The sequence below is a fragment of the Erythrobacter sp. NAP1 genome (assembly GCF_000152865.1).
Classification (GTDB): Bacteria; Pseudomonadota; Alphaproteobacteria; order Sphingomonadales; family Sphingomonadaceae; genus Erythrobacter.
Map to the genome: position 1 here is coordinate 2,033,590 of NZ_CH672390.1, position 21,814 is coordinate 2,055,403.

A 21,814-nucleotide genomic window follows, 5' to 3' on the forward strand; every position below is an offset into this window, starting at 1 on the left:
ATGTATCAGGCGACGTTGCGTTGTGCCGATCTGGCTTCGTGAACCAAGTTCCGATCAAACCTGCGCGCGCCGTGAGTTTCTCGTCCATCAATCCCTCCGCTGATCCCTTCTGAAAGATGCAGAGGAGTTGCCGACGCACTGACCGAAAATCGGTGAGTGGCTCGCTTTGCCCTGTGAGTGGCTAGCGCGTCTTTAAAATGCCAACCTGATCAGAGTTTTAGAGCGTCGAAGACCGCACGCTTGAACGATTTGCTTACTCGTACTCGCGCGCCAGACTTCAAAGTCAGGCTGATCGCAGAGAACTTCTCCCGATTGATCTCACTGATCGCCTGGATCCTGACTATGGCGCCTCTATGTACCTGAAAGAATTGATCAGGGTTGAGGCGCTTGGCGAGCGAGCGGATGCTGTCGTCAGCAAGATATTGGCCGCCTGCTGTATGCAGCGATACGTAGTCGTTGGCCGCTTCAATCCAGTCGATATCCTCGACTCTGACGCGACGCACGACCCCGTTTTCTCGCACCCAGATATCCCGTTCGTATGGCGACGGTATGGCGGTTGAAAAGTCGGTGTTCATTTGGCTCAGTGCGCTACGCAATTGCGCGAAGCGTTCCTGGTTCGCGTCCAGCTCCATCCTTTCTCGCGCACGCTCAATTGCTTGAGCGAGCCTTGTGTCGTCGAGCGGCTTGAGAATGTAATCCACCACCCCTTGAGCGAAAGCGTCGACAGCGAAGTTGTCGAACGCGGTGATAAATATCACCGAGGGTGTTTGATCCTCATCGAGATGTTCGAGGAGCTCGAAGCCCGTCAGGCCGGGCATCATGATGTCGAGCAGGAGCAGGTCTGGCCTGGTGGCGGCAATGACCGCCAGCGCCTCTTTTCCGTCTGATGCGGTCCCTACGATTTCAGTGTCGTCGACCGACTTGACCGAGCGAAGCACACGCCGAAGCGCGAGGGGCTCATCATCTGCTATGAACACGCGCAGTGGTTTCATTCTGATCGAGCCTGATCCTGCTCTGATTTAATGCTCGCCTGATAGGGAAACCTCATACGGACAAGATAACCGCGTTCCGGGCGCGCGCCCGAAGAGAACAGAACTCGCCCGCCGAATCTCGCTACAAGTCGGTTTCGGACGTTAGCCTCGCCAGTGCCGAGCCCATGTGTTTGCGGGGCACCTGGCCCATCATCAGTGAGTGTAATTTCAACATCGTCTCCGATCCGCTTCGCCGCCAATTCGAGCGAAACGAAATCAGCCGACGGTGCGACTGCGTATTTGATCGCGTTTTCAACCAGTGGTTGCAAAAGCAGACCGGGAACCAATGCATCGCTTGCACAATCGGAAAGGCTGAACTTTAGATCGAAGCGCTTTTCGAAACGAATCCGTTCGATCCGGACATAGACCCGAAGGTCCTCAAACTCCTGCTCTAGCGTAACATCGTCGTTCGCTTCGCGCCGAAAGCTGCGCCTGAGAAATACCGCGAGCTTGCGCACCATTTCCTCGCCTTTTTCGAACTGGTTTTCACCCACCAGCGAAGACACCGCTCCGAGAGTGTTGAAGAGAAAGTGAGGATGCACCTGAAAGGTAAGTGCATCGAGCTGCGCAACTTGCGCCTCGCGCTGTGCTTGCAACCGCGCCTGCCGCTCCGCGCTCGCCTGCGCGCCCATCACCAGAGTCAGGATCAGCACTCCCCAAGCGAGTTGGAAGTGAAGCCAGTAAGTCACCAAGCCGAACATTTGAAAGGGCGTCGCCGACAACCCGGCTAATTCGAAATAGAGAAGCGAATTGGCTATGGTATGGAGCGCACCAAATACGCAGACAAGCACTACAAGGGAGACAATCGGTCCGACCGAACTGCGCTCCATACTCCATTCGAGAATGCGATAGATAAGCCACCCCAACGCAAAGCCAGAGGCCATCCAAACAAGACGTATCAACCACAATTCAAACGGCGGGATTGGCCCTCCCGAAGTGAAGGTGCCCGCGTAATAAAGCAGTCCCATCATGAAGGCCCACAGCGCTAGGCTGAGAACAAGCGCACGCTGACGAAGACGCGCTCGATCGCTCTGCGAAATCACGTTGGTCTCAAGCGTATGCGAATTAGCCATCGACCTGCTCTGTCGCTAACGCCGATTCGCCGATCAAATTCGATGCCGCCTGGCTTTCAGCGTCGACGATGTAACGCAGTGTCCCCGTCAATTTCAGCAGTACACCCCCCCGCCGGTTTTCAACCGCCAAGTCGTATTCCTCAGAGATAACACTTGTAAGATCTGGAAGTCCGGCAACCGAGTTTGAAGGACCATCATCTGCAAGTTGCTCGCTTCGCCAGCCAAGCTCGACCTGAAGGGTCTTGTTGTCGCGGATGGCCCTGATCTCCAAGGTGACTGGTCCTGGGCTGCGAGACACCCCTTCGCCGATCGCTAGTTCAATTAGCGGTTGAATAAGGAACGGCGGAACAGCAGCGTTCTCCAAGTGCTTCGGCAAGTCGACCTTGGTCGAAAGCCGATCGGGAAAGCGGACCTGCTCGATTTGCAAGTAGTCGTCAGCCTGTGCGAATTCTGCAGCGAGAGAATGATACCCGCTCACGTCCTTGCGCAGGCTCGCACGCAAGAAGGTCGCAAGACGGCTGATCAGCGTCTCCGCTTCGTGCTTGCGCTTTTCAAGAGCAAGCAGACCGATTGAATTGAGAGTGTTGAACAAGAAATGCGGGTTCAACCTGTATCTCAACGCTCGCATCTTCGCGCGATGCGCAGTGGCGATGGCCTCCCGGCGCAGGGTCTTTTCGCGCGTGAGACGAGTGCGATAGAAACTTGCAAGAACTGCCGAACCCCACAGCAGCAGGAACAGCGCCCAACTTTCTGCAGCAAAGACGATCGGCCCCTGCTCACCCTGCACTAACCCAAACGCACTGCCGAGCACTCGCATCACGTGGGCGTGACCTATCGCCAGTGGAAAGAACCCAAGCGCAAGCGCGAGTATCGCCGCGAGCTGGCTCTCCCTTTCGAGCCATTCAAGGACGACGTACGCAAGGACGCAGGTGAACAGCAGTACGACGAAACGCAGTGCATACATGTCCCAGAATACGCTTTGCCATATGCCCAGAAATCGCATCGCGTGAAGAGCGAGCTCTGCGCAAATCGCAAGGAGGGTGAACAGCAACACCTTGCTGCGGAAGCGCCAAAGCTCCTCACTCGAATTCAGGGGTGGGTGCACGTCTTCCATCGCTAGCCGGGCGATAGTGCGATAAGTACCTTTTGGGAAGTGCGTAGTTTTGACCGTCCCGCTTCGGCTAACTTGATGCGACTCTGACACATGCCTATGGCGTCCGGTCAGGGGAGACTTGCGGCGATGGCGCACCACGTATGACACATGCGGTTTCGGATGGAGAAGGCACGCTCCTTTCGCTCATCGAGCGCGCCCAGCCGGTCACAGTCTATGAGATCTCAAAAATCTACATGTCCTCGCCTGTCACCCATTTCGGGACAAGCAAAGGCAAGCTTTACCCAATGGTTCGTCGACTGAAGGATCTGGGCCTCCTCGTGGGTGAGGAAATCGCTGGAGACAAACGGCGGACCGAACACCTTAGGTGCACCGAGCAAGGTATCGCGTCATTACGGGAGTGGGCGAAACGCGTTGATCCAGCGCACCTGCTTCTCGACGACCCGCTTCGGACCCGGATACAATCTCTTCATCTGCTTGAAGTCGATGAACAGATCGCCTGGCTCGAACAGATCGCAGAAGGGATGCGCGCGAAAATGGAGGAAGTCGCAGCCTATATCGAAGCGACCGAAGTGCCAGAGACGTCAATCATGGCGGATAACATCAACGCCACAAGCCAGGCTCGGCTTCAATGGGTCGAGCGTACTCTCAGTGGGATACGGGCGCGCCTCAAGACGTCATGAATTGAAGAGAGGGCCGGCACTTTCGCACCGGCCCTCCAAGGGTCCCGCTGTCGCAACACACGCGGGGAAGAGATCTCGTCCTGTCCTTAGAAGCGGAAGCGGACACCGGCGTAATACCGGCGACCAAGGATATCGTAGACACCAGATGCTGTATCCGTGCTGGTCGCGTTAAATGTCGTACCGGTCAGCAGGTTCGGAGCATCATTATCAAGCAGGTTGTCGACGCCGGCAAAGATTTGAAGCTCGTCGATGTCGAACACCACCTGCGTGTCGAGATTGAACTCCGCTCCTTGCCGGAAACAGCCCGCATCAAGCCCGAACGCCGAGCAGAACTGGTCGTCTTCGGTCGATGCGCCAATGTATGTACCTGTAAGCCCCCAGCTGATTGCGCCGAAATCGAACAGGGCCGTCGTTGTGAAACGATCCTTGGCCGAGCCGACTTCCCCGGCCAGCGGGTTCGCAGGCTCGCCAACGGCAGGAAAGAAATTGAGCTTGATCAGGTGCGTATACGCGCCGGACAGGTTGAGATTGGCGTTTTCGAGCCCGATCCCGTCTAGCGATGTATTGTACTGGACTGTCACGTCCACACCCTCGGTCTCGCGAAGCGCGCCATTGGACTGGATCGCATTCACGAATTCGAGCGAACCGGCGCTGTTGGTGCTGTCCCCAGCTGCACGGCGGGTGATGAGGTCGCAGAAGACCTGATTGCCCTTGTTGAAGCACTGATCGAGCGTGAAAGGCCTTGTCGGCGCTGCAATCACGTTTTCGATTTCGATGTCGAAGTAATCGACCGTCAGTGTCAGATTGCGCAGCGGCTCAATCGAACGCGGGTTGATGACGAGGCCTAGCGTCAGAGTATCAGCGGTTTCCTCCGTAAGGTTCGGGTTGCCGCCATTGAAGCCGCTGATGCCCTGAATATCGGCTTGGTTGAGCGTGAAAACTCCATTCAATGCGATGTTGTCGTTCACTCCCGCGAACGAGCGGCACGTATCGCCCAGAATGCCGCCGCCACTTGGACCGATGCCAACGCAAGGATCGGTCAGGCCCGGCGGGAAGGTCTGCGATTGAGCGGAAAACAGCTCGCCAATATTCGGTGCGCGCACCGCCCTCGAATAAGTCCCGCGGAAGCGAATATCGTCGATTGGCTCCCAGAGGACCTGTCCGTTCCAGCTCGTCACTGAGCCGACAGTCGAATAATCGGAAAGCCTGACTGCCCCAGCGAGTTCAAGCGTGCGGAAGAAAGGCACGTCGCTCAGGATCGGGACGCGCACTTCGACGAACCCCTCGATCACGTCGAATTCGCCCTGCGTATCAGGGATCTGGTTACTCGCGTTCAGGCCCTGGTTGGTCAGAGAGTCGAAGTCGGCGAGCGAAGCCTCCTCGCGATATTCAATGCCTGTCGCAAAGCCGACCGGGCCGCCCCAAATCTCGAACAATTCGCCTGAAAGGTTTGCCTGGAAGACTCTTTGTTCAATCTCCGTCTGGAACGAGCCTGGGGCGTCGATATAGGCGAGTGCCTCTGGGGAAATCGCGTTCTGCCCGAAGATGTTTACCGGCACACACCCCTGTGCTCTGGCATCAGCACTTGCACAGATCACCTCGGTCGTGTCGCCGTCGCCATCGACGTCGTCAATGTCCGCCACAGCGGCAAATGCCTGCTGGAAGTTTGGCACGTTGAGGGCGCCAGCCGAACGCTGGTTCTCAGTGGTCTGGCCGTAGTTGTAGCTGACATCCCACCGGAATTGCCCATCGGCGAACTCGCCTTGCAATCCGGCCACGACGCGGAAGAAATCGCGGGTGGTGTCGTTGGTACGCTCACCTACCTCGAGCAGGCGGCGAACGAAGCCGATATCGCGCAGCCCATCACCGTCAAGATCGGAAGCTGCCGCGACGATTTCGTCCGGCACAAGTGGATTGACCCGAATTTCGGAACTGTCGAGCACACCGTCGCCGTCGCTATCGACCAGCACACGGGTTTCAATCGGGGCACGACCGGTGGCCGGGAACAGTCCGTTGGTCCCGCTCGACGATGAGGGGAAGGGTTCGATGATCCGTGCGCTCTGTGTCTTGACGTAGGTACCTTCAAGAAAGGCGGTAACGCCGGACGTAATTTCGTAATCAGCGGTGCCCGCGAAAACATAGCGCTGAACCGGCGATGCGAGCGTGCGGAAGAACTGACGGTTGAAGCCATTTGGTCCGCTCGCTGGCGAACCGTCAAATGCGGTGCAGCTCGGGGTTCCGTTTGTGGAGAAGCACGGTTGCAGGACTCCAGAAGGATTGAAGGTGAAGTCGTCGGCGTTGCTGGCAGTGCCATTCACATCGAAGCGTCCCTGAGGCGGGAAGCTCGAAAAGAAGGGCTCGCTGGGAGTGCCGAAATCGGCCGGGTCGCCGCTCAGGCGGAATAGGTCGATATCGTCGACCAGAGTGTTGCTGCGCTCGCGCGATAGCAGCTGACCTTGATCGGAATAACCGGCGTGGAGCATGAAGCGCCCTCGCCCGTCGTCGATTGATCCGCCGAATGTGGCATTCAGGCGATAGTCCTCTGCATCCCCCTGTTCGGTGACGCCATAGCGACCTTCAAGGTTTAGTCCTTCCAGATCGTCGCGATAGACAAAGTTGACCACACCCGCGATCGCGTCGGAGCCATAGAGCGAAGATGCGCCGCCCGTCAGGATATCGATACGACCAATGAACTGGGTTGGGATGACGTTGAGGTCGACCGTGTTGGTCCCTGCAAGTCCGCCCACTACGCGGCGACCGTTCACGAGGACAAGGGTCCGGGCGATCCCGAGGTTGCGCAGGTCGACAGTGGCAACCCCGGTACCGGTCACGCCAAAGGCGTTATTGGTGCGCGCGAAGGTCGGCGCGCCGAAGACGGGATTTTCCAGAAGCAGGTCCTGAATATTGGTGACACCTGATTGAGCGATGTTCTGGGCGTCGAGCACCTGCAATGGCTGCGTCGAGGCAGCACTGTCAGAGAGGATGCGCGACCCGGTAACGATAATCCGGCCACCCGATTCAACGTCTGCGTCGGTGACGTCCGAAGTGACGTCCTCAGCAGGCTCTTCAAGGTCCTGCGCGCTTACAGGCGATGCTGCGATCGCGATTGAAAGTGCGGCGCAGGATCCGAACAGCCGGCGACGTGTCTGAGAAATTTGCACTGAGAAATCCCCTGATTTGCAAGACGGCGATCCGATATCGACCGTGTCCAGGGCATAGTTAGTCCGATTCGCACTATTAGCAATTGCAATTAGTACGATTCGCACTAATTAGGGCCGCATCGTTGCAATTTGGCAACAAAAACAGTGGCCATGCCCGGCATGGCTCGAAAATCGGGAGTTTTGCATGAGTATGTTTTCGCTGCTGGGCGCAGGCCTAGCCCTAGTCGGATCGCCTCTCTCTTCGCTGTCACCATTTGTGGACCCGGATAAAACGAATCCCGAAGCGCAGGCCGCGGCTTGTCGGGATGGCAACACGTCCGCTTTCGGTCGCTATCTCGGCGATTGGGTCTTTGATGACAGCATGATCACCGAGGACGGAACCTGGCAGGAGGGCCCGGGCGGCGAGTGGGACTTCCATTGCCTTGGCAACGGGATTGCGGTCACCGACTTCTTTCGCTCGCGAACCGGAGTGTTTGGCATGACTGTGCGTATGGTCGACCCGGAAACCGGGAAGTGGGACATCATCTATACCGGCGAAGGAAGTCAGGCGATGAACCAACTGACCGGCGAGCTTCAGGAGGATGGCACGATCGTGATGCACTATAAAACGCCCGCATTCGACCCAATGCGGCGGATAACATTCACTCCGATCATCGACGACAGTTTTACCTGGATGCTGGCTATATCGCGCGATGAAGGCGAGACATGGCAAGATGTGTACAGGATGGACGCTAGACGACGCGCCCCCTGATTGCAGGCTTGAAGCCATTTCAAATGGTGCACGCTCCGCGAGGTGGCGAAGCTAGTGCAGGGATGGTCGGCAATGTGGATAGGTGGCGGAGCAGGAGGGATTCGAACCCTCGATACGGGGTTACCGTATACACACTTTCCAGGCGTGCGCCTTCGACCACTCGGCCACTGCTCCGCGCCTTGGCTGTCCCACTGCTTTGCTGCTTAAGGACAAGCTTCCCATCAGGGCCACCGCAGCACCTGACCGGTACACACGGAAGCGCGAAGGCGTGCCTCTAGCCACGAAACAACCGGATCGCAACCACGGCTTGTCGCCAATGGTTTCTGGCCGAGGCGAATTGTGGTAAACGAGTCGCATTGGATGGCGCTGCGCGCGTAGAAATTCGCTGCGAACGCTGTCTGAAGAGCCCCTTTCCGCCCTCGAAAACGCGTGGAAAGGGGTTTTCTTTTGAGCGCCCCGGATGGCAAGAAGCTTTCCATGAAAAAGCACCTGCTCACGCTCACCGCCATCGCCGCACTCGCCTCGCCCGCTGTAGCTCAGGAGGCGCCGGAGGGCGCCCCTTCGCCTAACGAAATCGTCAATACGGCCGCGCAAGAGGAATGGGTCGCGATCGAGGCGGAAGACCTGCTCGTGATGACGCTTGCCCCTGATGCTCAAGGCAATGCGCGTAAGGTTGTGATCCAGCTCATGCCAGCGCCTTTCTCACAAGGCTGGACCCAGAACATCCGCACTCTTGCCCGCGCTGAGTGGTATGATGGGATCTCGGTAAACCGCGTGCAGGACAACTACGTCGTTCAATGGGGCGATCCGGGATACGACAATCCCGAAAGCGGGGAGACTGAGACCAAGCCTTTGCCCGACGGGCTGAACGTCATGAGCGAAGCAGACTATGCTGCGACTGGCCTTATCAGCGTTCCGGATCCGCGTGGACGTCCGCGCATCAATTACACGCTCGGTGCAGCGATGATGCGCAATGCGATGATCGCGGCAAACGGCGCTATCGAACTGCCCGCAACATTCACCGAGGCACTTGAAAGCGGCGAGACTCCACCGCCCATCAAGCTCGAGACGGGCGATGCCTATGGTGAGCTCGCAACGCTTGCCTTGGGCTGGCCGGTCACCGGCAGTTTTGGAAACGCGGAGGAACCGGCAAACCAGTTCTGGCCCGTCCACTGCTACGGCATGGTTGGCGTCGGCCGAAATTACTCGCCCGACACTGGCTCTGGCGCAGAGCTTTATACCGTTATCGGCCACGCGCCGCGTCATCTCGATCGCAACATCGCGCTTGTCGGCCGGATCGTTAGCGGGATGGAGCATTTGTCCTCGCTGCCGCGTGGTTCGGGTACGCTTGGGTTCTACACCGAAGAGGAAGCCGACAAGCGCATGCCGATCCTCTCGATCCGTGTCGCCAGCGACCTGCCTGAGGATGAACGTCCGCTGTTCGAGTATCTCTCAACCGAAAGCGAGACCTTCGCACGCTACGCGGACGCCCGCGCCAATCGCCGTGATCCGTTCTTTATCGTACCGGCTGGCGGCGCAGATATCTGCAACATCCCGGTGCCGGTGCGCGCCTTCGAATATGCGGAAGACGAGTGAGCGAGACTATCACTGCAACTCTGCCCCTGCGCCGCTGGCAGGGCGAGAAAGCGGTCTATCACCTCGTCACATTCACCGGCGAAGAGGCGGAGACCATTGCGGGCCACGCGCTGATGGAGAAGCTCGAATACGGGCGCTCGCGCGGTTTCGGGTCCGTCAAAGTAAGCGCCTGCATCGGCGATACGGTCTGGAAGAGCTCGGTCTTTCCGCAAAACAAGAAGTCCGAATGGGTTCTCTTGGTATCGAAAAAGGTCATGCGGGCAGAGGATCTCGCAGCCGGTGACGAAGTCGAGGTGCGCATCACAATCCTGTGAAATTCAAGCATTTTGCATCCGGCGCGCTGTATCTTGCGTAAGTTTCAGCATGGTGGACATACAAAACGCACACTCAGAACCCCCTCAATCACCCGAACGATCGCGCAAGCGCTATTGCGAGGCCTCCTCTACTGGACGTTTCGCGCGGTTTTTCGGTCTTCGCGGCGCTCTTGACCTCAAACGCGATACGGCTCAGCATCGTCGCCACGCGTGGCTTTACGAGGATATGCTGACATGAGGATCGCCGACCGGACAGAATTCGCAAGCAAGGCCCCGCCACTCACCTGCACGCCCGACACGATTGTTTTCGACGCCGTTACACAAATGGCAGAGAAGAACTTCGGCTCGATCTTCGTGACCGATCCGGACAATCGCGTTCTCGGCGTCATGACTGAGCGAGACATCTTCCGCCGCGTGATCGGTGCAAGCCGCGATCCAAAGACCACGCCGGTCAGCGAAGTGATGACGACCGAAGTGCGCGCTGCTCACAAGGACGACCAGATCCTCGACTGGATGCAGATCATGTCGAATGAGAGGTTTCGCCGACTGCCTATCGTCGACGAAGACAAGCGCCTCATCGCGGTGATGTCGCAGGGTGATTTCGTCGGCTACACGTGGCCGCAACTGCTCGGGCAGGTCGGCCAGATGGCGCAGGCGACGCTGGGTCCGCGCTTCAATCAGCTAGCCATTGCCGGTGGCATTGCGGTCTACACGATCATCCTTGTGATCGTGCTGCTTTACGCAACGCGTTAGCCGCCCACCTCGAGATCGCGCGCCGAGCGGCGAACATCAGCGATAAAGCGGCCTGCCTTCGTGCGAAGATCATCGGCATGGTCGCCCAGAGCGTTTGCGCTTGCAACCACGTCATCGGCAGCCGTGCCCGTTTCCTCGCTAGCTTTACGCAACTCGGAGAGGCGCTGGCTGACCTGACGCGAACCTTCGGCGACAGTGTCGATATTGCGCGCCAGTTCCTCGCCCGAAACCGATTGCTGGTCCACCGCGCTCGCGATCATGACTGCGGCCTGTTCGAGTTCGCCGATCTGTTCGACGATCGAGGTCAGGTCGCCCGCGCTTGAGCGAGTAGAATCCTGCATTGTTTGAATCTTCTCGGCGACCGAGCTGGTCGCGTTCGAGGTCTGCATGGCCAATTCCTTCACCTCGCTCGCGACGACCGCGAAACCGCGGCCCGCTTCGCCGCCGCGCGCCGCTTCGATCGACGCGTTCAGGGCAAGCAGGTTCGTGCGCTGAGCGATGGTTTGGATGAGACCTGCAATCTCGCCAATCTCTTCACCGGCTTTCGCAAGGTCGTTCATGCGCGTGTTCGCGCTTGCAACGAGAGTGGTCGCATCGCGCGCAAGCGTCGCCGATGCAGAAGCCTGACGGCTAATCTCGGTGATCGACAATGCAAATTCGTCGGTTGCTGCGGCGGCCGCTGTAACGTTCGCGGTTGCCTTTTCCATCGCATCGCTGGCGCTGTCGGCTTGGTTGTTCGAGCCATCTGCGAGGCTGACCATCTGTTTTGACGTCGCCTTGAGCTGTTCCGATGCCGCTGAAACGGCGGTGATCAATTCGCCGACTGAAACTTCGAACCCGTCTGCCAGCCCTTCGAGCAGCTGGCTTTTTTCAAGGCGCAGCTTGCGCATTTGCTCACTCACATCTTGCTGTTGAGCCAGTTGCTCCTCGACCTCGCGGGCACGGGAATCGGTCATTTCACGCAAGGTCTCTGCACTGCTGCGGAAGACCTCCAGCGCCCGCGCCATCGCACCAATTTCATCGCCGCGTTCGCGGCCAGGAATAACCGTGTCGGACGCCCCTTGAGAAATCTCTTCCATGGCATGGGTCATCTCGGTGATCTTGCCCGAGACGCTGCTGGCGATGCGGCGCGATCCTACGAAAGAGGCGAAAGTCAGCGCGATAAAAAGGACGAGTAAAAAAACGAGCGAGCGGGCGATACCTGCGAAAACTGGCTCGGCTGCTTGGGTGGAACGTTGGTTCAAGCCATCGGTTGCGATCTGAAGCGATGCGTTGATTTCATCAATCCGCGCGGCGATTGATCCGGCCTCTTCAGCGCTCGGCGTCGTCGCGGAGGCTTGCTGAGCAATGCGCTCCACATCGCGTCCTGCGGTGGTTATGGCACTGAGCAGACCGGCGTCCAGTCGGCTGACATCGCTGTTGAGTGCGCCGGTAAGAAGCGTTGAAGCTTCGTCGAGCGCCTCACGCGATGCGGTAAGGTCGGCCCCATCACCGCTTTGCGCAAACGCGGTAATGTCGTCGCGAGCATTGAAAAGCTGGACCGAGGCATTTGCACTGCTGGCATCGGCCGTGCTGAGCGCGCGAAGATCTTCGCCAGCGTGACTGAAGTAAGTCATCGTCCCGAGGATCGCGCCAGCCAGCACGAAGGTGACAAGCGTGCTCGCGAACACCACAGCCTTGAGCTTTACGGCCAGAGAAAGACGCTCATGCCAGGCGTGCGTGTGCTCTTCGCTCTCACGCCCGACCCCATCCTCAACGTCCGTTGCAGGCACGAAGCCGGCAGACTGAATGTTCACTACAGTTCCCCCTCGATCAAACCGGGAAGTTTGATCCGGAACCCTAAAGCGATGCTCCCTAAAATTGAGTAAACCCGGATTTAACCATGCGCGGTGCGCGTGCAGTTACTGTGCGGTCCGCTGCATGATTTCAATCCGGTTGCCGAACGGGTCTTTGGTGAAGAACCGGCGATAACCCTCGACCGGCTTATCTTGCTTGGTCTCGTAACCGGCTTCGACAAGTGCGGTTTCTAGCGCATCAATGTCGTCGACGAGCAGCGCCGGGTGCGCTTTGCTGGCGGGGCGAAAGTCTGGGTCAACGCCGATATGGAGGCTGAGTGTCCCGCTTTCGAACCAGCAACCTTGCGATGACAGGTTCGCCGGTTTTGGCACCTCGCGCATACCGAGCAGGCCTGCAAAGAACTCGCGAGCTTCGTCCTCGCCGCCTTCGGGTATGGCCAATTGGACGTGGTCGAGGCCGATTACGGCCATCAGATACGGTCGGCCTGTGCGACCGCGTCGCTCGCGCGAAGGGCGCTCAGGATACGGGTGAGGTGTGCGAGGTCGTTGACCTCGGCGTCGATCTCGTAAGTCGTGAAAGGATGGTCGAGCTGTGTCTGGATCAGGCTTTTGACGTTGATCTTGTTCTGCGCAAACACGCCCGCCATTTCGGCCAGCGTACCTGGCCGGTCATAGATCGTCACGGTCAGTCGACCCACCGCGCCATGCGAACGGCGCCCCCAGTTGAGGTCGAGCCAATCCGTGTCGACGCCGCTTGCCAGTTCGAGGCAGTCGATGGTGTGAACCGCCACGCGTTCGCCCTTGCGCCTCAAACCCACGATCCGGTCGCCAGGAAGCGGGTGGCAGCATTCTGACAATTCGAAAGCAACTCCGGGCGTCAGACCGCGGATCGAGATCTGGCGCTCATGCTTTGACCATTCCTCGTCCTCTTCGAATTCCGCCGTGCAGCCGGGCACAAGCGCTTCCATAACTTCGCGGTCGGAAATCTTGCCCGCGCCCACCGCGAACATCAGGTCATCAGGTTCATCCATGCCGAGCCGCTCGACCGCCTTGCGGATCGCTTTCTTGCCGATGCGCGCAGGCACGCGGGCAGCGATGGCGTCGAACAGTTTCGAGCCGATCTCGGCAATCTCGTCCCGCTCCTTCAGGCGCACCGCGCGCCGGATCGCCGCGCGCGCCTTGCCGGTGACGACGAAGCCAAGCCACGACAATTGCGGCTCCGCGCCTGCACCCTTGATAATCTCGACCACGTCGCCATTCGTGAGCTGCGTGCGAAGCGGCATGTGGCGCCCGTTGATCTTTGCGCCAACGGTCGCAAGTCCCAGGTCGGTGTGAACCGCAAAAGCGAAGTCGACCGCGGTCGATCCCTTCGGCAGCTGAAACAGCGCACCCTTGGGCGTGAAAGCGAAGATGCGGTCCTGATAAATCGCAAGCCGCGTGTGCTCGAGCAGCTCCTCTGCATCGTGGCTCGCGTCCACGATCTCGATCAGATCGCGCAACCAGCCAACCTGCCCGTCGGCCTTGTCGTCCTGCTTGTAGGCCCAGTGCGCGGCGAGGCCGAATTCATTCCTCTGATGCATTTCGCGCGTGCGAATCTGCACTTCGACGCGCATCGAGTTTTCGTACATCAGCGACGTGTGAAGCGAGCGATAGCCGTTGTTCTTGGGCGTCGAGATGTAGTCCTTGAACTTGCCCGGAAGGAACTGCCACGTCGTGTGCAGAACGCCCATCGCCCGGTAGCAGTCCGCGACGTCCTCGGTCAGGACGCGGAAGGCCATGATGTCGGTGACCTGCTCGAACGAGACGTGGCGTTCGCTCATCTTGGTCCAGATCGAATAGGGATGCTTCTCGCGGCCCGAGACTTCGACCTGAAGCCCCGCTTCGGCCAGCGCCTGCTTGATCTTCAGCGCAATCGCATCGACCTGCCCGCCATCCTTGCCGCGCAGTTCATCGAGGCGCTTGGTGATGGTGGTGAAGGCTTCGGGCTCGAGCTCCTTGAAGGCGAGCGCCTGCATCTCGCGCATATATTCGTACATGCCCACACGCTCAGCGAGCGGCGCGTAAATATCCATCGTCTCGCGCGCGATGCGCTGGCGCTTTTCGGGCTTCTTGATGAAGTGAAGCGTTCGCATGTTGTGAAGCCGGTCGGCGAGCTTGACCAGCAGAACCCGAATATCCTCGGACATGGCGAGCAGGAACTTGCGCAGGTTCTCCGCCGCACGCTCGTTTTCCGGCATCGCTTCGATCTTTGACAGCTTGGTCACGCCATCGACCAGCCGGGCGACTTCCGGACCGAAGTTTTCCTCGATATCGTCGATCGTCGCGAGCGTATCCTCGACCGTATCGTGCAAGAGCGCGGTCATGATCGTTTCCTGATCGAGCTGCAGGTCGGTCATCAGGCCTGCCACCTCGATCGGGTGCGAGAAATAGGGATCGCCGCTCGCGCGCTTCTGGCTGCCATGCTTCTGCACGGTGTAGACATAGGCGCGGTTAAGCGCGGCCTCGTCGGCCTCAGGGTCGTAATCCTTGACCCTTTCAACAAGTTCGTACTGGCGCAGCATTGACGTGAATATGTGCTGCACCGCGTCATCCGGCAAGCGCAAAGCTTGCAAGCATGAAAGGTTGTGATCGGGGTTTGTCCCTACAGGTGAGAGCACGCTATCTTGGTCATGACCGCGCTAGCCATTCCTGGTGGCCCATATGCGCTCCCCCTCCTTCATCCGCTGGCTTTACCTGGCGAGCCTTGCGTGCCTCCTCGCATGCGTGGGGGCCGTGGCGGCCATTGTTCTGGGACTCGTCCAGACAGGATCGAATGACGAGCTTGGCCTTGCTGCCATTGTTTGCCTGCTTGCCTCGGTATTCCTGCGAGAAGCGGTGTCGCGCCAACGGGCGCGGCTCAGGAATACAGACCTGCGGACCAAGCTTCGCAAACTCGAGGAAGCCAACAGGCTTCTTGAACTCACCGAGACAACGGCAAGGGTCGGGCACTGGCGGCTCGATCTGGCCACCAACGAAGTTTACTGGTCGCCCGGCACCTTCGCCATCCATGGGATAAAAGGCACGACCCCGCCCCCTCTCGACAAGGCGATAGAGCTGTTTCACGAAGATGACCGCGACATTGTCGAGAACGCCGTCGAACAATCGCGTCGGAGCGGCCTCCCGTTCGAGTTTCGTGCTCGCCTGATCCGCGCCGATGGTTCGGTTCGCCACACGCAAAGCACCGCGCTGGTCGAGTACGGCGAAGACGGCGCTCCGGTGGCCTTGTTCGGGGTTTTCTGCGACCGGACCGACGAAGAGGTCATGCAAAGCGAATTGCGCACCGCGCGCAATGAAGCGAATGCGATGGCCGAAGCCAAGAGCTCGTTCCTTGCAAAGATGAGCCATGAAATCCGGACACCGATGAACGGCGTCATGGGCTTTGCCGAGTTGCTGTCGCGCAGTGATCTCTCACACGAACAGGCCCGGCATGTCGAATTGATAAGGGAATCGGGGAAGGCGCTTCAGACGCTGCTGAATGACATCCTCGATCTTTCGAAAATCGAATCCGGCGAGTTCCGCGTCAAGGAAGAGCCAGCGAATATCTCTCACTTGGTCAAACGGACAATCCAACTGTTCGAGCCGCTCGCCCGCGAAAAAGTCATTGGGCTTTCAAGCCAGGTATCAGATACGCTGCCCCAGTTCGCGATGCTGGACGCGCTGCGCCTTCGGCAGGTGCTGAGCAACCTCGTGGCCAATGCTATCCGGTTCACCGATCGCGGAGGTGTGAGCGTCATCGTCGAGCCCTCGCCATCAGGCATCGCCTTTACCGTGAGAGACACTGGCACCGGCATTCCGGAAGAAATGATCGAGGCCATCTTCGATCCGTTTTCGCAATCCGACGGAGGTAACAGCACTCGGCGCGGGGGAACCGGTCTTGGCCTTTCGATCAGCCGTCAGCTTGCCGAATTAATGGGCGGTGAGCTGGACGTGATAAGCACTGTCGGGCTGGGTTCCTCCTTCATCCTGACCTTGCCGCTCGTACCAGCAACTTCTGCGCAGATACCGCCGCGACAAGAGCCGCTGAACTTTGATCCCAATCCTTGCGATGCCTGCCATTGCCGGATCCTGCTCGCCGAGGATTTCGACATCAATCAGGAATTGATCCGCGAAATGGGCAAGCAATTGGGCCTCGATTTCGACCTGGTCGAAGACGGTCGCGCCGCCCTCGATGCGGTCATTTCTGCAAACGCGCGCGGCAAACCTTACTCGCTGGTCCTGATGGACTTGCAGATGCCGCGCATGGACGGATTGGAAGCCACCCGCGCGATCCGTGCCGCCGGTTTTGATGCAGAGACTTTGCCCATCATCGCGCTAACCGCCAACGCTTTCGAGGATGATATCGAGGCGTGCCGAGAGGCTGGAATTCAGGAACACGTCGCAAAGCCGCTTGAATTGCAGCGACTGCGCGATGCCCTGCAACGCTGGCTCAAGGGCACCGACGCTGCCTCCGGCATGCGCCGTAGCTGCGCGGCAAGAGCGATCAACGGGTAAGGCGGATCAGCTCCAGGTGGCGCGCGGCGGCAGGCTCATCAGGATGGCGTCGATATTGCCGCCGGTCTTGAGGCCGAAGATCGTGCCCCGGTCATAGACCAGATTGAACTCGGCATAGCGCCCGCGATATTCGAGCTGCTGCGCAACGTCGGCATCGTCGAAGTCGCTCTCCATCCGCTTGCGCACAAGCTTGGGATAGATGTCGAGAAACGCCTTCCCTACGTCCTGCGTAAAGGCAAAATTGCGGTCGAAGCTCTGGTCGTCCTCACATTCGAGGTGGTCGTAGAAGATCCCGCCCACGCCGCGATGAACTTCGCGGTGGGGGATGTAGAAGTAATCATCCGCCCACTTCTTGTAGCGTTCGTAGTAGGTCGGATTATGAGCCATGCAGGCGGCCCGCATGCTCGCGTGAAATTCCTCGGTATCTTCCTCGTAGGGAATCGGCGGGTTGAGGTCCGCGCCGCCGCCGAACCATGCGGCCTGCGTGGTCAAGAAGCGCGTGTTCATGTGCACGGCGGGCACATGCGGATTGTGCATGTGAGCGACCAGACTGATGCCGGTCGCGGTAAACTCGGGATGCTCGACACTCGCGCCGTTGACCTGGTTTGCGAACTGTTCGGAGAAGCGTCCGCGAACGGTCGAGACATTGACCCCGACCTTCTCGAACACCTTGCCCTTCATCAGGCCCTGCACACCGCCGCCGGGGTCGTCATTGCCTTCTTCTTCGCGGTTCCACGGCGTGTACTGAAAGCTCGCATCCGAGCCGGCCTCGCGCTCGATACTTTCGAAAGCCGCGCAGATCTGGTCGCGCAGACTTTCAAACCATTCCTTCGCGCGGCCCGTATGGCCTGCCCATTCGCTCATGCTTGTCGATCCCTTCCCGTCTTAGCTTGGCATTGCCCGATGACAGCATGAGTGTCCACCCGCTTTGACACTTGTCAAACGCCTGCAATCGCGCCAGATGAGGCAAATGGTTCCCGTTTCGTTCGCTCCACTCCCCTTCGCCGGGGAAGAGCTTGTCCTGACCAAATCGAATGCGCTTTACTGGCCGCGCGAGCGTGCTTTGCTGGTCGCTGACCTGCACCTTGAAAAAGGAAGCTGGTTTGCAAGCCATGGCCAGATGCTTCCACCTTATGACAGCCGTGAAACGCTCGAGCGGTTGGCGGACACGGTCAAGGCAACGGGCGCGCGGCGGGTCATTACGCTTGGAGACAACTTCCACGATGATGACGGTGTCTCGCGCCTCGACCCCTATGCGGCTGGAATGCTCGAATCGCTGACGCGCGCGCTCGACTGGGTCTGGATAACCGGCAACCACGACGAGAACATGCACCGCAGCTTTGGCGCTCAGCTGGCGAGCGAGATGGACGTCGCCGGCATCGTCCTTCGTCATGAAGCGCGGATGGGTGAGACCCGGCCAGAGCTTTCGGGGCATTACCACCCCAAGATGCGCGTTCATGTCAGGAACCGGCACATTGCGCGACCTTGCGGCGTGATCAGCCGATCACCGCTATCGGGCGATCGCATGATCCTTCCGGCGTTTGGTGCGTACACCGGCGGAATGGATGCAGGCTCGCCCGAAATCCTGAAGGCACTCAGCCCGGCAAACAGCATCGACGCCGTGCTGCCCGCGAAGGGCAAATTGGTTACCTTTCCGCTTTATCGCGCGGCAGCGTAAGACTCATCTGGAGTTTTGCGCCCCGGAGCACTACATAAGGCGCATCAAGACTCAGGCTACAACAGGAGAACACACATAGCCCGTCCACCTCGGCGTTCGATGGCCCCGCCAACTAAAAGCGGCCCTCGCTACGATCAGTTTATCCAGGTTCCCAAGGTCCGCGTCATCGACGACGAAGGCGAGAATCTGGGCGTAATGTACACCCGCGAAGCAGTTGAGCAGGCCCAGGACAAGGGCCTCAACCTGGTCGAAGTCAGCCCTAACGCTGACCCGCCGGTGTGCAAGTTCCTCGATGTCGGCAAGTATCGCTACGAAGCGCAGAAGAAGGCCAACGCCGCGCGCAAGACGCAGAAGACGCAAGACATCAAGGAAGTGAAGATGCGTCCCAACATCGACACGCACGATTACGACGTGAAGATGCGCAACGTGAACAAGTTCATCGATCAGGGCGACAAGGTGAAAGTCACCCTGCGTTTCCGCGGCCGTGAGATGGCTCACCAGCATCTCGGCATGGACCTGCTCAAGCGGGTTCAGGAAGACGTCGAGGAAATCGCCAAGGTCGAAGCATTCCCACGCCTCGAAGGCCGCCAGATGCTGATGGTGCTCGCACCGAAGTAAGGATCAGGGAGCCGGGTGGACCATGGTCCAGAATTTTGGACCGCCACTCGGCACCTGCCATTCCTCGATAATCTCAAAACCCAGCCGGGCATAAATCGCGACGTTGCTTTCGGTCGCGGTTTCCAGAAGCGTGCCGAAGCCTTGCGCGGCGGCATGCTCAACGCCTGTGCGAACCAAGGCGCCTCCCCAGCCCTTGCCCTGTGCCTCAGGCGCGACGCCGACATAGCGCAGATAGACGTGCGGCTGTGGGTCGGGATGGCGTGCATGCATCGCCTCGGCCAGCTTGAGCCCGCGAGCGAGAGCCGGGCCAAAGACCCGCGCAAGCCGGAGATTGTCCCGAAAGCTCGCGATCAGGCCATCGGTGACCACGCCGGGCGGATACCACAGGGATGCGGCGGCGGCATCGGGCGAAGCCAGCACTTCACCATGACGATGCGACTGCTCGGCCATCACGGCGAAAAATGCCGGAAGCGCACGGCGTCGACGTTCGGGCTTGGGTAACAGCCATCTCAGTGCCGGATCGTCCTGAAACGCGCGCGCGAGTGTCTCGGCTATCTGCTCTGACTTCTCGCCCGGCTGGACTGGCAAAATGGGGCGATCGTCCCTCACAGGCTTTGCATGACGCTTGGTTGATCAATCAGGGCAAACGCGAACGCCAGAGCGATGCAGCCGAGCAATACGGTCAATGCAATCGACTTGCGCCACGCGCCGGTGATCACGAGCAACACGGTCGCGCCTGCATTTGAAACCAGTCCCATCGTGACCACCCCAAGAGGAAAGGTGTCTCCTACCACCCACGAGAGGCCAAAGCTGTAGCCGACGAGAAGTGCGAGCACCGCCCAGCCATAAAGCCGGATCAATGGCATCGCCGCTTCGGCCCCTTCGATCCCAAGCAAGCGCACCAGCTGCGGGGTCGGGATCAACAGCAATGGCAGGCCCACGAAAAGCCCGGTTCCGGCGATCTTAATCAGGAGGATCAGATCAAGATAATTCATCGCCGCCCCTCTCATTCGAACCGGGCCCTGCCCAGCCGGAACACATCTTCAAATAGCTGCGCCATTCTCGCAAGTTACAGGGCGCAGAAATCAACGACGAATTCTGTCTGTAAGAATTTCGCCCGAGCCCGGACTAAAGGGTCATTGCCATTTCAACAAAGCGTTGATCCGCGACGACGAACGACAATCGGTTTCGACGAAAAACACTAATCATCCGATTGCCGGGAACACTCGTAGATCAAGACAGGTTATACAATAAAACCAGAGGCGCGGACCGGGGCGCAGGCCCTTTTGCGAACTTTCGGGCTATCCCCCACGCACCGGTCCCACTCCTCTCGCGACAACAAAATCATCCCCACGGCCCTCATCCCCCGGCCACCCACCCCGCCAAAGGCTCCGCTCAAGAAGGGCCGCATCTTTCAGGAAGGAATAGACGCACATGCCCCGCACTCAGGCTCTTCTGCTGGCAGCATCCGCTCTCGCTTTCACCGCTGTCCCGGCCACCGCTCAGGCACAGCCCGCAGCCGACCCCCAGTTTGAAACCTTCGCGCCCCAGGGTGCACCGATCGATCACACGATCGACTATTCGATCTGGGACGAGGCGATGAAGAACCTCGTCATTTCGATGGGTCCGAGCCTTCGCGAAACCGCTGGTTCCCCGCCGCAGAGTTTTGGCACGCGTCGCCAGTACGGGCACACTTCGCGCTATCGCCTCGAAGGCTCGCGTATCATGTTCAGCTTCCTCGATGCCGACATCCGGGCAAGCTTCACCGAGTATCGCCGCGATCTCGAAAGCGTGGCTGACCAGGTCGATATCCAGTCGCTGTCGCGCAACGAACAACTCGCTTACTGGATCAATCTCCACAACGTCGCGATGATCGAACAGATCGCCGATGCCTGGCCGGTTCGCCAGCCGCGTGACATCAAGATCGGCGGCGTGCCACTCGACGAGGCTCGCTTCATCACGGTCGAAGGCATCGCCATGAGCCCGCGCGACATTCGCGAGAAGATCGTCTTTGCCAACTGGAGCGATCCCAAGGTCATGTACGGCTTCTGGCGCGGTGAGATCGGCGGACCGTCGATCCAGCGCGAAGCCTTCAACGCCGACAACGTTGCCCGCCTGCTCGACCGCGGCGCGCGTGACTTCGTGAACTCGCTGCGCGGTACGCAAAAGACAGGCTCAACCCTTCAAGTCTCTGAGCTCTACCAAGAGGCAGCTCCCTTCTTCTTCGACAATTTCGAAGCCGATCTGCGCGCGCACATCGCCCTGTATGCGGACGAGGACACCGCCACATTGCTCGCCGGAACGAGCCGCCTCGAAGCATCGGTGAGCGAGCCCGACATTGCCGACCTCGCCGGCGGCGTGCGTGAACCGAGCTACCAGAACATCCAGAGCGCCGACGGCACCCAGGCGAGCTTCCGCATCCCGCAGAGCATGCAGCGCCTCCTTGCCCAGCGCGAAGAGAAGTTCCAGCGCATTATCCGCGAGGGCCGCACCGGAACGGTTACCTTCTCGAACATCGATCTGCCTGGCGATCCAGAGGGCGACGGCGAAGTCGAATAACCCGATTTCACATCCCAAAACCAAAGAAAAGGCCGCAAATACCACACAGGTTCTGCGGCCTTTTCTTTCCCTCACGGGTAATATTGTTACCTATTTGAAAAGAGGGGATATTTAGGGCATGTAATGTTGCATCATTGATCGCAGCAAGGATGCCTCTCCC

At 59.1% G+C, this 21,814-nt stretch carries 19 protein-coding genes and 1 tRNA gene; 9 read left to right on the forward strand and 11 right to left on the reverse strand.

What is annotated here, in order from left to right:
- Positions 1-209: 209 nt before the first annotated feature.
- The 3 genes from NAP1_RS09575 to NAP1_RS15945 are packed head-to-tail and all read right to left on the reverse strand — an operon-like array spanning position 210 to position 3,209.
- A complete protein-coding gene (locus NAP1_RS09575) occupies positions 210-992 on the reverse strand; it encodes a LytTR family DNA-binding domain-containing protein (protein ID WP_007165084.1) in 783 nt (260 codons plus the stop codon).
- Positions 989-2,104, reverse strand: a complete 1,116-nt coding sequence (locus NAP1_RS15940) for a sensor histidine kinase (RefSeq protein WP_007165085.1) — start codon at positions 2,102-2,104, stop codon at positions 989-991. The genes NAP1_RS09575 and NAP1_RS15940 overlap by 4 nt, the downstream gene beginning before the upstream one ends.
- Entirely contained in the window at positions 2,097-3,209 is a 1,113-nt protein-coding gene (locus NAP1_RS15945) for a histidine kinase (RefSeq protein ID WP_162013480.1), read from the reverse strand. The genes NAP1_RS15940 and NAP1_RS15945 overlap by 8 nt, the downstream gene beginning before the upstream one ends.
- Positions 3,210-3,358: 149 nt before the next feature.
- Here NAP1_RS15945 and NAP1_RS09590 point away from each other — a divergent pair, with 149 nt between their 5' ends.
- A complete protein-coding gene (locus NAP1_RS09590) occupies positions 3,359-3,898 on the forward strand; it encodes a helix-turn-helix transcriptional regulator (RefSeq protein ID WP_007165087.1) in 540 nt (179 codons plus the stop codon).
- An 86-nt stretch (positions 3,899-3,984) separates the two neighbouring features.
- On the opposite strand, the gene NAP1_RS09595 is transcribed toward NAP1_RS09590, so the two are convergent.
- A complete protein-coding gene (locus NAP1_RS09595; protein ID WP_007165088.1) occupies positions 3,985-7,059 on the reverse strand; it encodes a TonB-dependent receptor domain-containing protein in 3,075 nt (1,024 codons plus the stop codon).
- A gap of 184 nt (positions 7,060-7,243) precedes the next feature.
- Here NAP1_RS09595 and NAP1_RS09600 point away from each other — a divergent pair, with 184 nt between their 5' ends.
- Positions 7,244-7,810 carry a hypothetical protein gene (locus NAP1_RS09600; RefSeq protein ID WP_156777240.1) on the forward strand — a complete coding sequence of 189 codons (567 nt, stop codon included), beginning with the start codon at positions 7,244-7,246 and terminating at the stop codon, positions 7,808-7,810.
- Positions 7,811-7,893: 83 nt separating this feature from the next.
- On the opposite strand, the gene NAP1_RS09605 is transcribed toward NAP1_RS09600, so the two are convergent.
- Positions 7,894-7,984: transfer RNA gene (locus tag NAP1_RS09605), tRNA-Ser, on the reverse strand.
- A 303-nt stretch (positions 7,985-8,287) separates the two neighbouring features.
- Between NAP1_RS09605 and NAP1_RS09610 the strand changes: the two genes are divergently transcribed.
- The 3 genes from NAP1_RS09610 to NAP1_RS09620 all read left to right on the forward strand — a co-directional run bounded on the left by NAP1_RS09610 (position 8,288) and on the right by NAP1_RS09620 (position 10,473).
- Complete coding sequence (locus NAP1_RS09610) at positions 8,288-9,406, forward strand: peptidylprolyl isomerase (protein ID WP_040464392.1); 1,119 nt, start codon at positions 8,288-8,290, stop codon at positions 9,404-9,406.
- Positions 9,403-9,720, forward strand: a complete 318-nt coding sequence (locus tag NAP1_RS09615) for a DUF1905 domain-containing protein (RefSeq protein WP_007165091.1) — start codon at positions 9,403-9,405, stop codon at positions 9,718-9,720. The genes NAP1_RS09610 and NAP1_RS09615 overlap by 4 nt, the downstream gene beginning before the upstream one ends.
- 234 nt (positions 9,721-9,954) lie before the next feature.
- Complete coding sequence (locus NAP1_RS09620; RefSeq protein WP_007165092.1) at positions 9,955-10,473, forward strand: CBS domain-containing protein; 519 nt, start codon at positions 9,955-9,957, stop codon at positions 10,471-10,473.
- On the opposite strand, the gene NAP1_RS15950 is transcribed toward NAP1_RS09620, so the two are convergent.
- The 3 genes from NAP1_RS15950 to NAP1_RS09635 form a co-directional block, all read right to left on the reverse strand.
- The gene (locus NAP1_RS15950) at positions 10,470-12,269 is read right to left on the reverse strand and encodes a methyl-accepting chemotaxis protein (protein WP_007165093.1); all 1,800 of its coding nucleotides are present in this window, start codon (positions 12,267-12,269) and stop codon (positions 10,470-10,472) included. The two genes, NAP1_RS09620 and NAP1_RS15950, sit on opposite strands and share 4 nt — an antisense overlap.
- Positions 12,270-12,374: 105 nt before the next feature.
- Positions 12,375-12,740, reverse strand: a complete 366-nt coding sequence (locus NAP1_RS09630; RefSeq protein ID WP_007165094.1) for a VOC family protein — start codon at positions 12,738-12,740, stop codon at positions 12,375-12,377.
- Positions 12,740-14,830: a bifunctional (p)ppGpp synthetase/guanosine-3',5'-bis(diphosphate) 3'-pyrophosphohydrolase gene (locus NAP1_RS09635; RefSeq protein ID WP_007165095.1), complete on the reverse strand. Its 2,091-nt coding sequence runs from the start codon at positions 14,828-14,830 to the stop codon at positions 12,740-12,742. The genes NAP1_RS09630 and NAP1_RS09635 overlap by 1 nt, the downstream gene beginning before the upstream one ends.
- A 139-nt stretch (positions 14,831-14,969) precedes the next feature.
- Here NAP1_RS09635 and NAP1_RS09640 point away from each other — a divergent pair, with 139 nt between their 5' ends.
- Positions 14,970-16,799 carry an ATP-binding protein gene (locus NAP1_RS09640; RefSeq protein WP_007165096.1) on the forward strand — a complete coding sequence of 610 codons (1,830 nt, stop codon included), beginning with the start codon at positions 14,970-14,972 and terminating at the stop codon, positions 16,797-16,799.
- A 6-nt stretch (positions 16,800-16,805) separates the two neighbouring features.
- On the opposite strand, the gene hemF is transcribed toward NAP1_RS09640, so the two are convergent.
- Entirely contained in the window at positions 16,806-17,663 is an 858-nt protein-coding gene (gene hemF / locus NAP1_RS09645; RefSeq protein WP_007165097.1) for an oxygen-dependent coproporphyrinogen oxidase, read from the reverse strand.
- Between the two features lie 106 nt (positions 17,664-17,769).
- Between hemF and pdeM the strand changes: the two genes are divergently transcribed.
- Together pdeM and infC are read left to right on the forward strand one after the other, a co-directional pair.
- Positions 17,770-18,477: a ligase-associated DNA damage response endonuclease PdeM gene (gene pdeM / locus NAP1_RS09650; RefSeq protein ID WP_007165098.1), complete on the forward strand. Its 708-nt coding sequence runs from the start codon at positions 17,770-17,772 to the stop codon at positions 18,475-18,477.
- A 99-nt stretch (positions 18,478-18,576) separates the two neighbouring features.
- A complete protein-coding gene (gene infC / locus NAP1_RS09655; protein WP_007165099.1) occupies positions 18,577-19,095 on the forward strand; it encodes a translation initiation factor IF-3 in 519 nt (172 codons plus the stop codon).
- 3 nt (positions 19,096-19,098) lie between these two features.
- Here infC and NAP1_RS09660 read toward each other — a convergent pair whose 3' ends face one another.
- Positions 19,099-19,683: a GNAT family N-acetyltransferase gene (locus NAP1_RS09660; protein ID WP_007165100.1), complete on the reverse strand. Its 585-nt coding sequence runs from the start codon at positions 19,681-19,683 to the stop codon at positions 19,099-19,101.
- Between the two features lie 17 nt (positions 19,684-19,700).
- Positions 19,701-20,090, reverse strand: a complete 390-nt coding sequence (locus tag NAP1_RS09665; RefSeq protein WP_007165101.1) for a hypothetical protein — start codon at positions 20,088-20,090, stop codon at positions 19,701-19,703.
- A gap of 439 nt (positions 20,091-20,529) precedes the next feature.
- Between NAP1_RS09665 and NAP1_RS09670 the strand changes: the two genes are divergently transcribed.
- A complete protein-coding gene (locus NAP1_RS09670; protein ID WP_007165102.1) occupies positions 20,530-21,654 on the forward strand; it encodes a DUF547 domain-containing protein in 1,125 nt (374 codons plus the stop codon).
- The last annotated feature ends 160 nt before the right edge of the window (positions 21,655-21,814 follow it).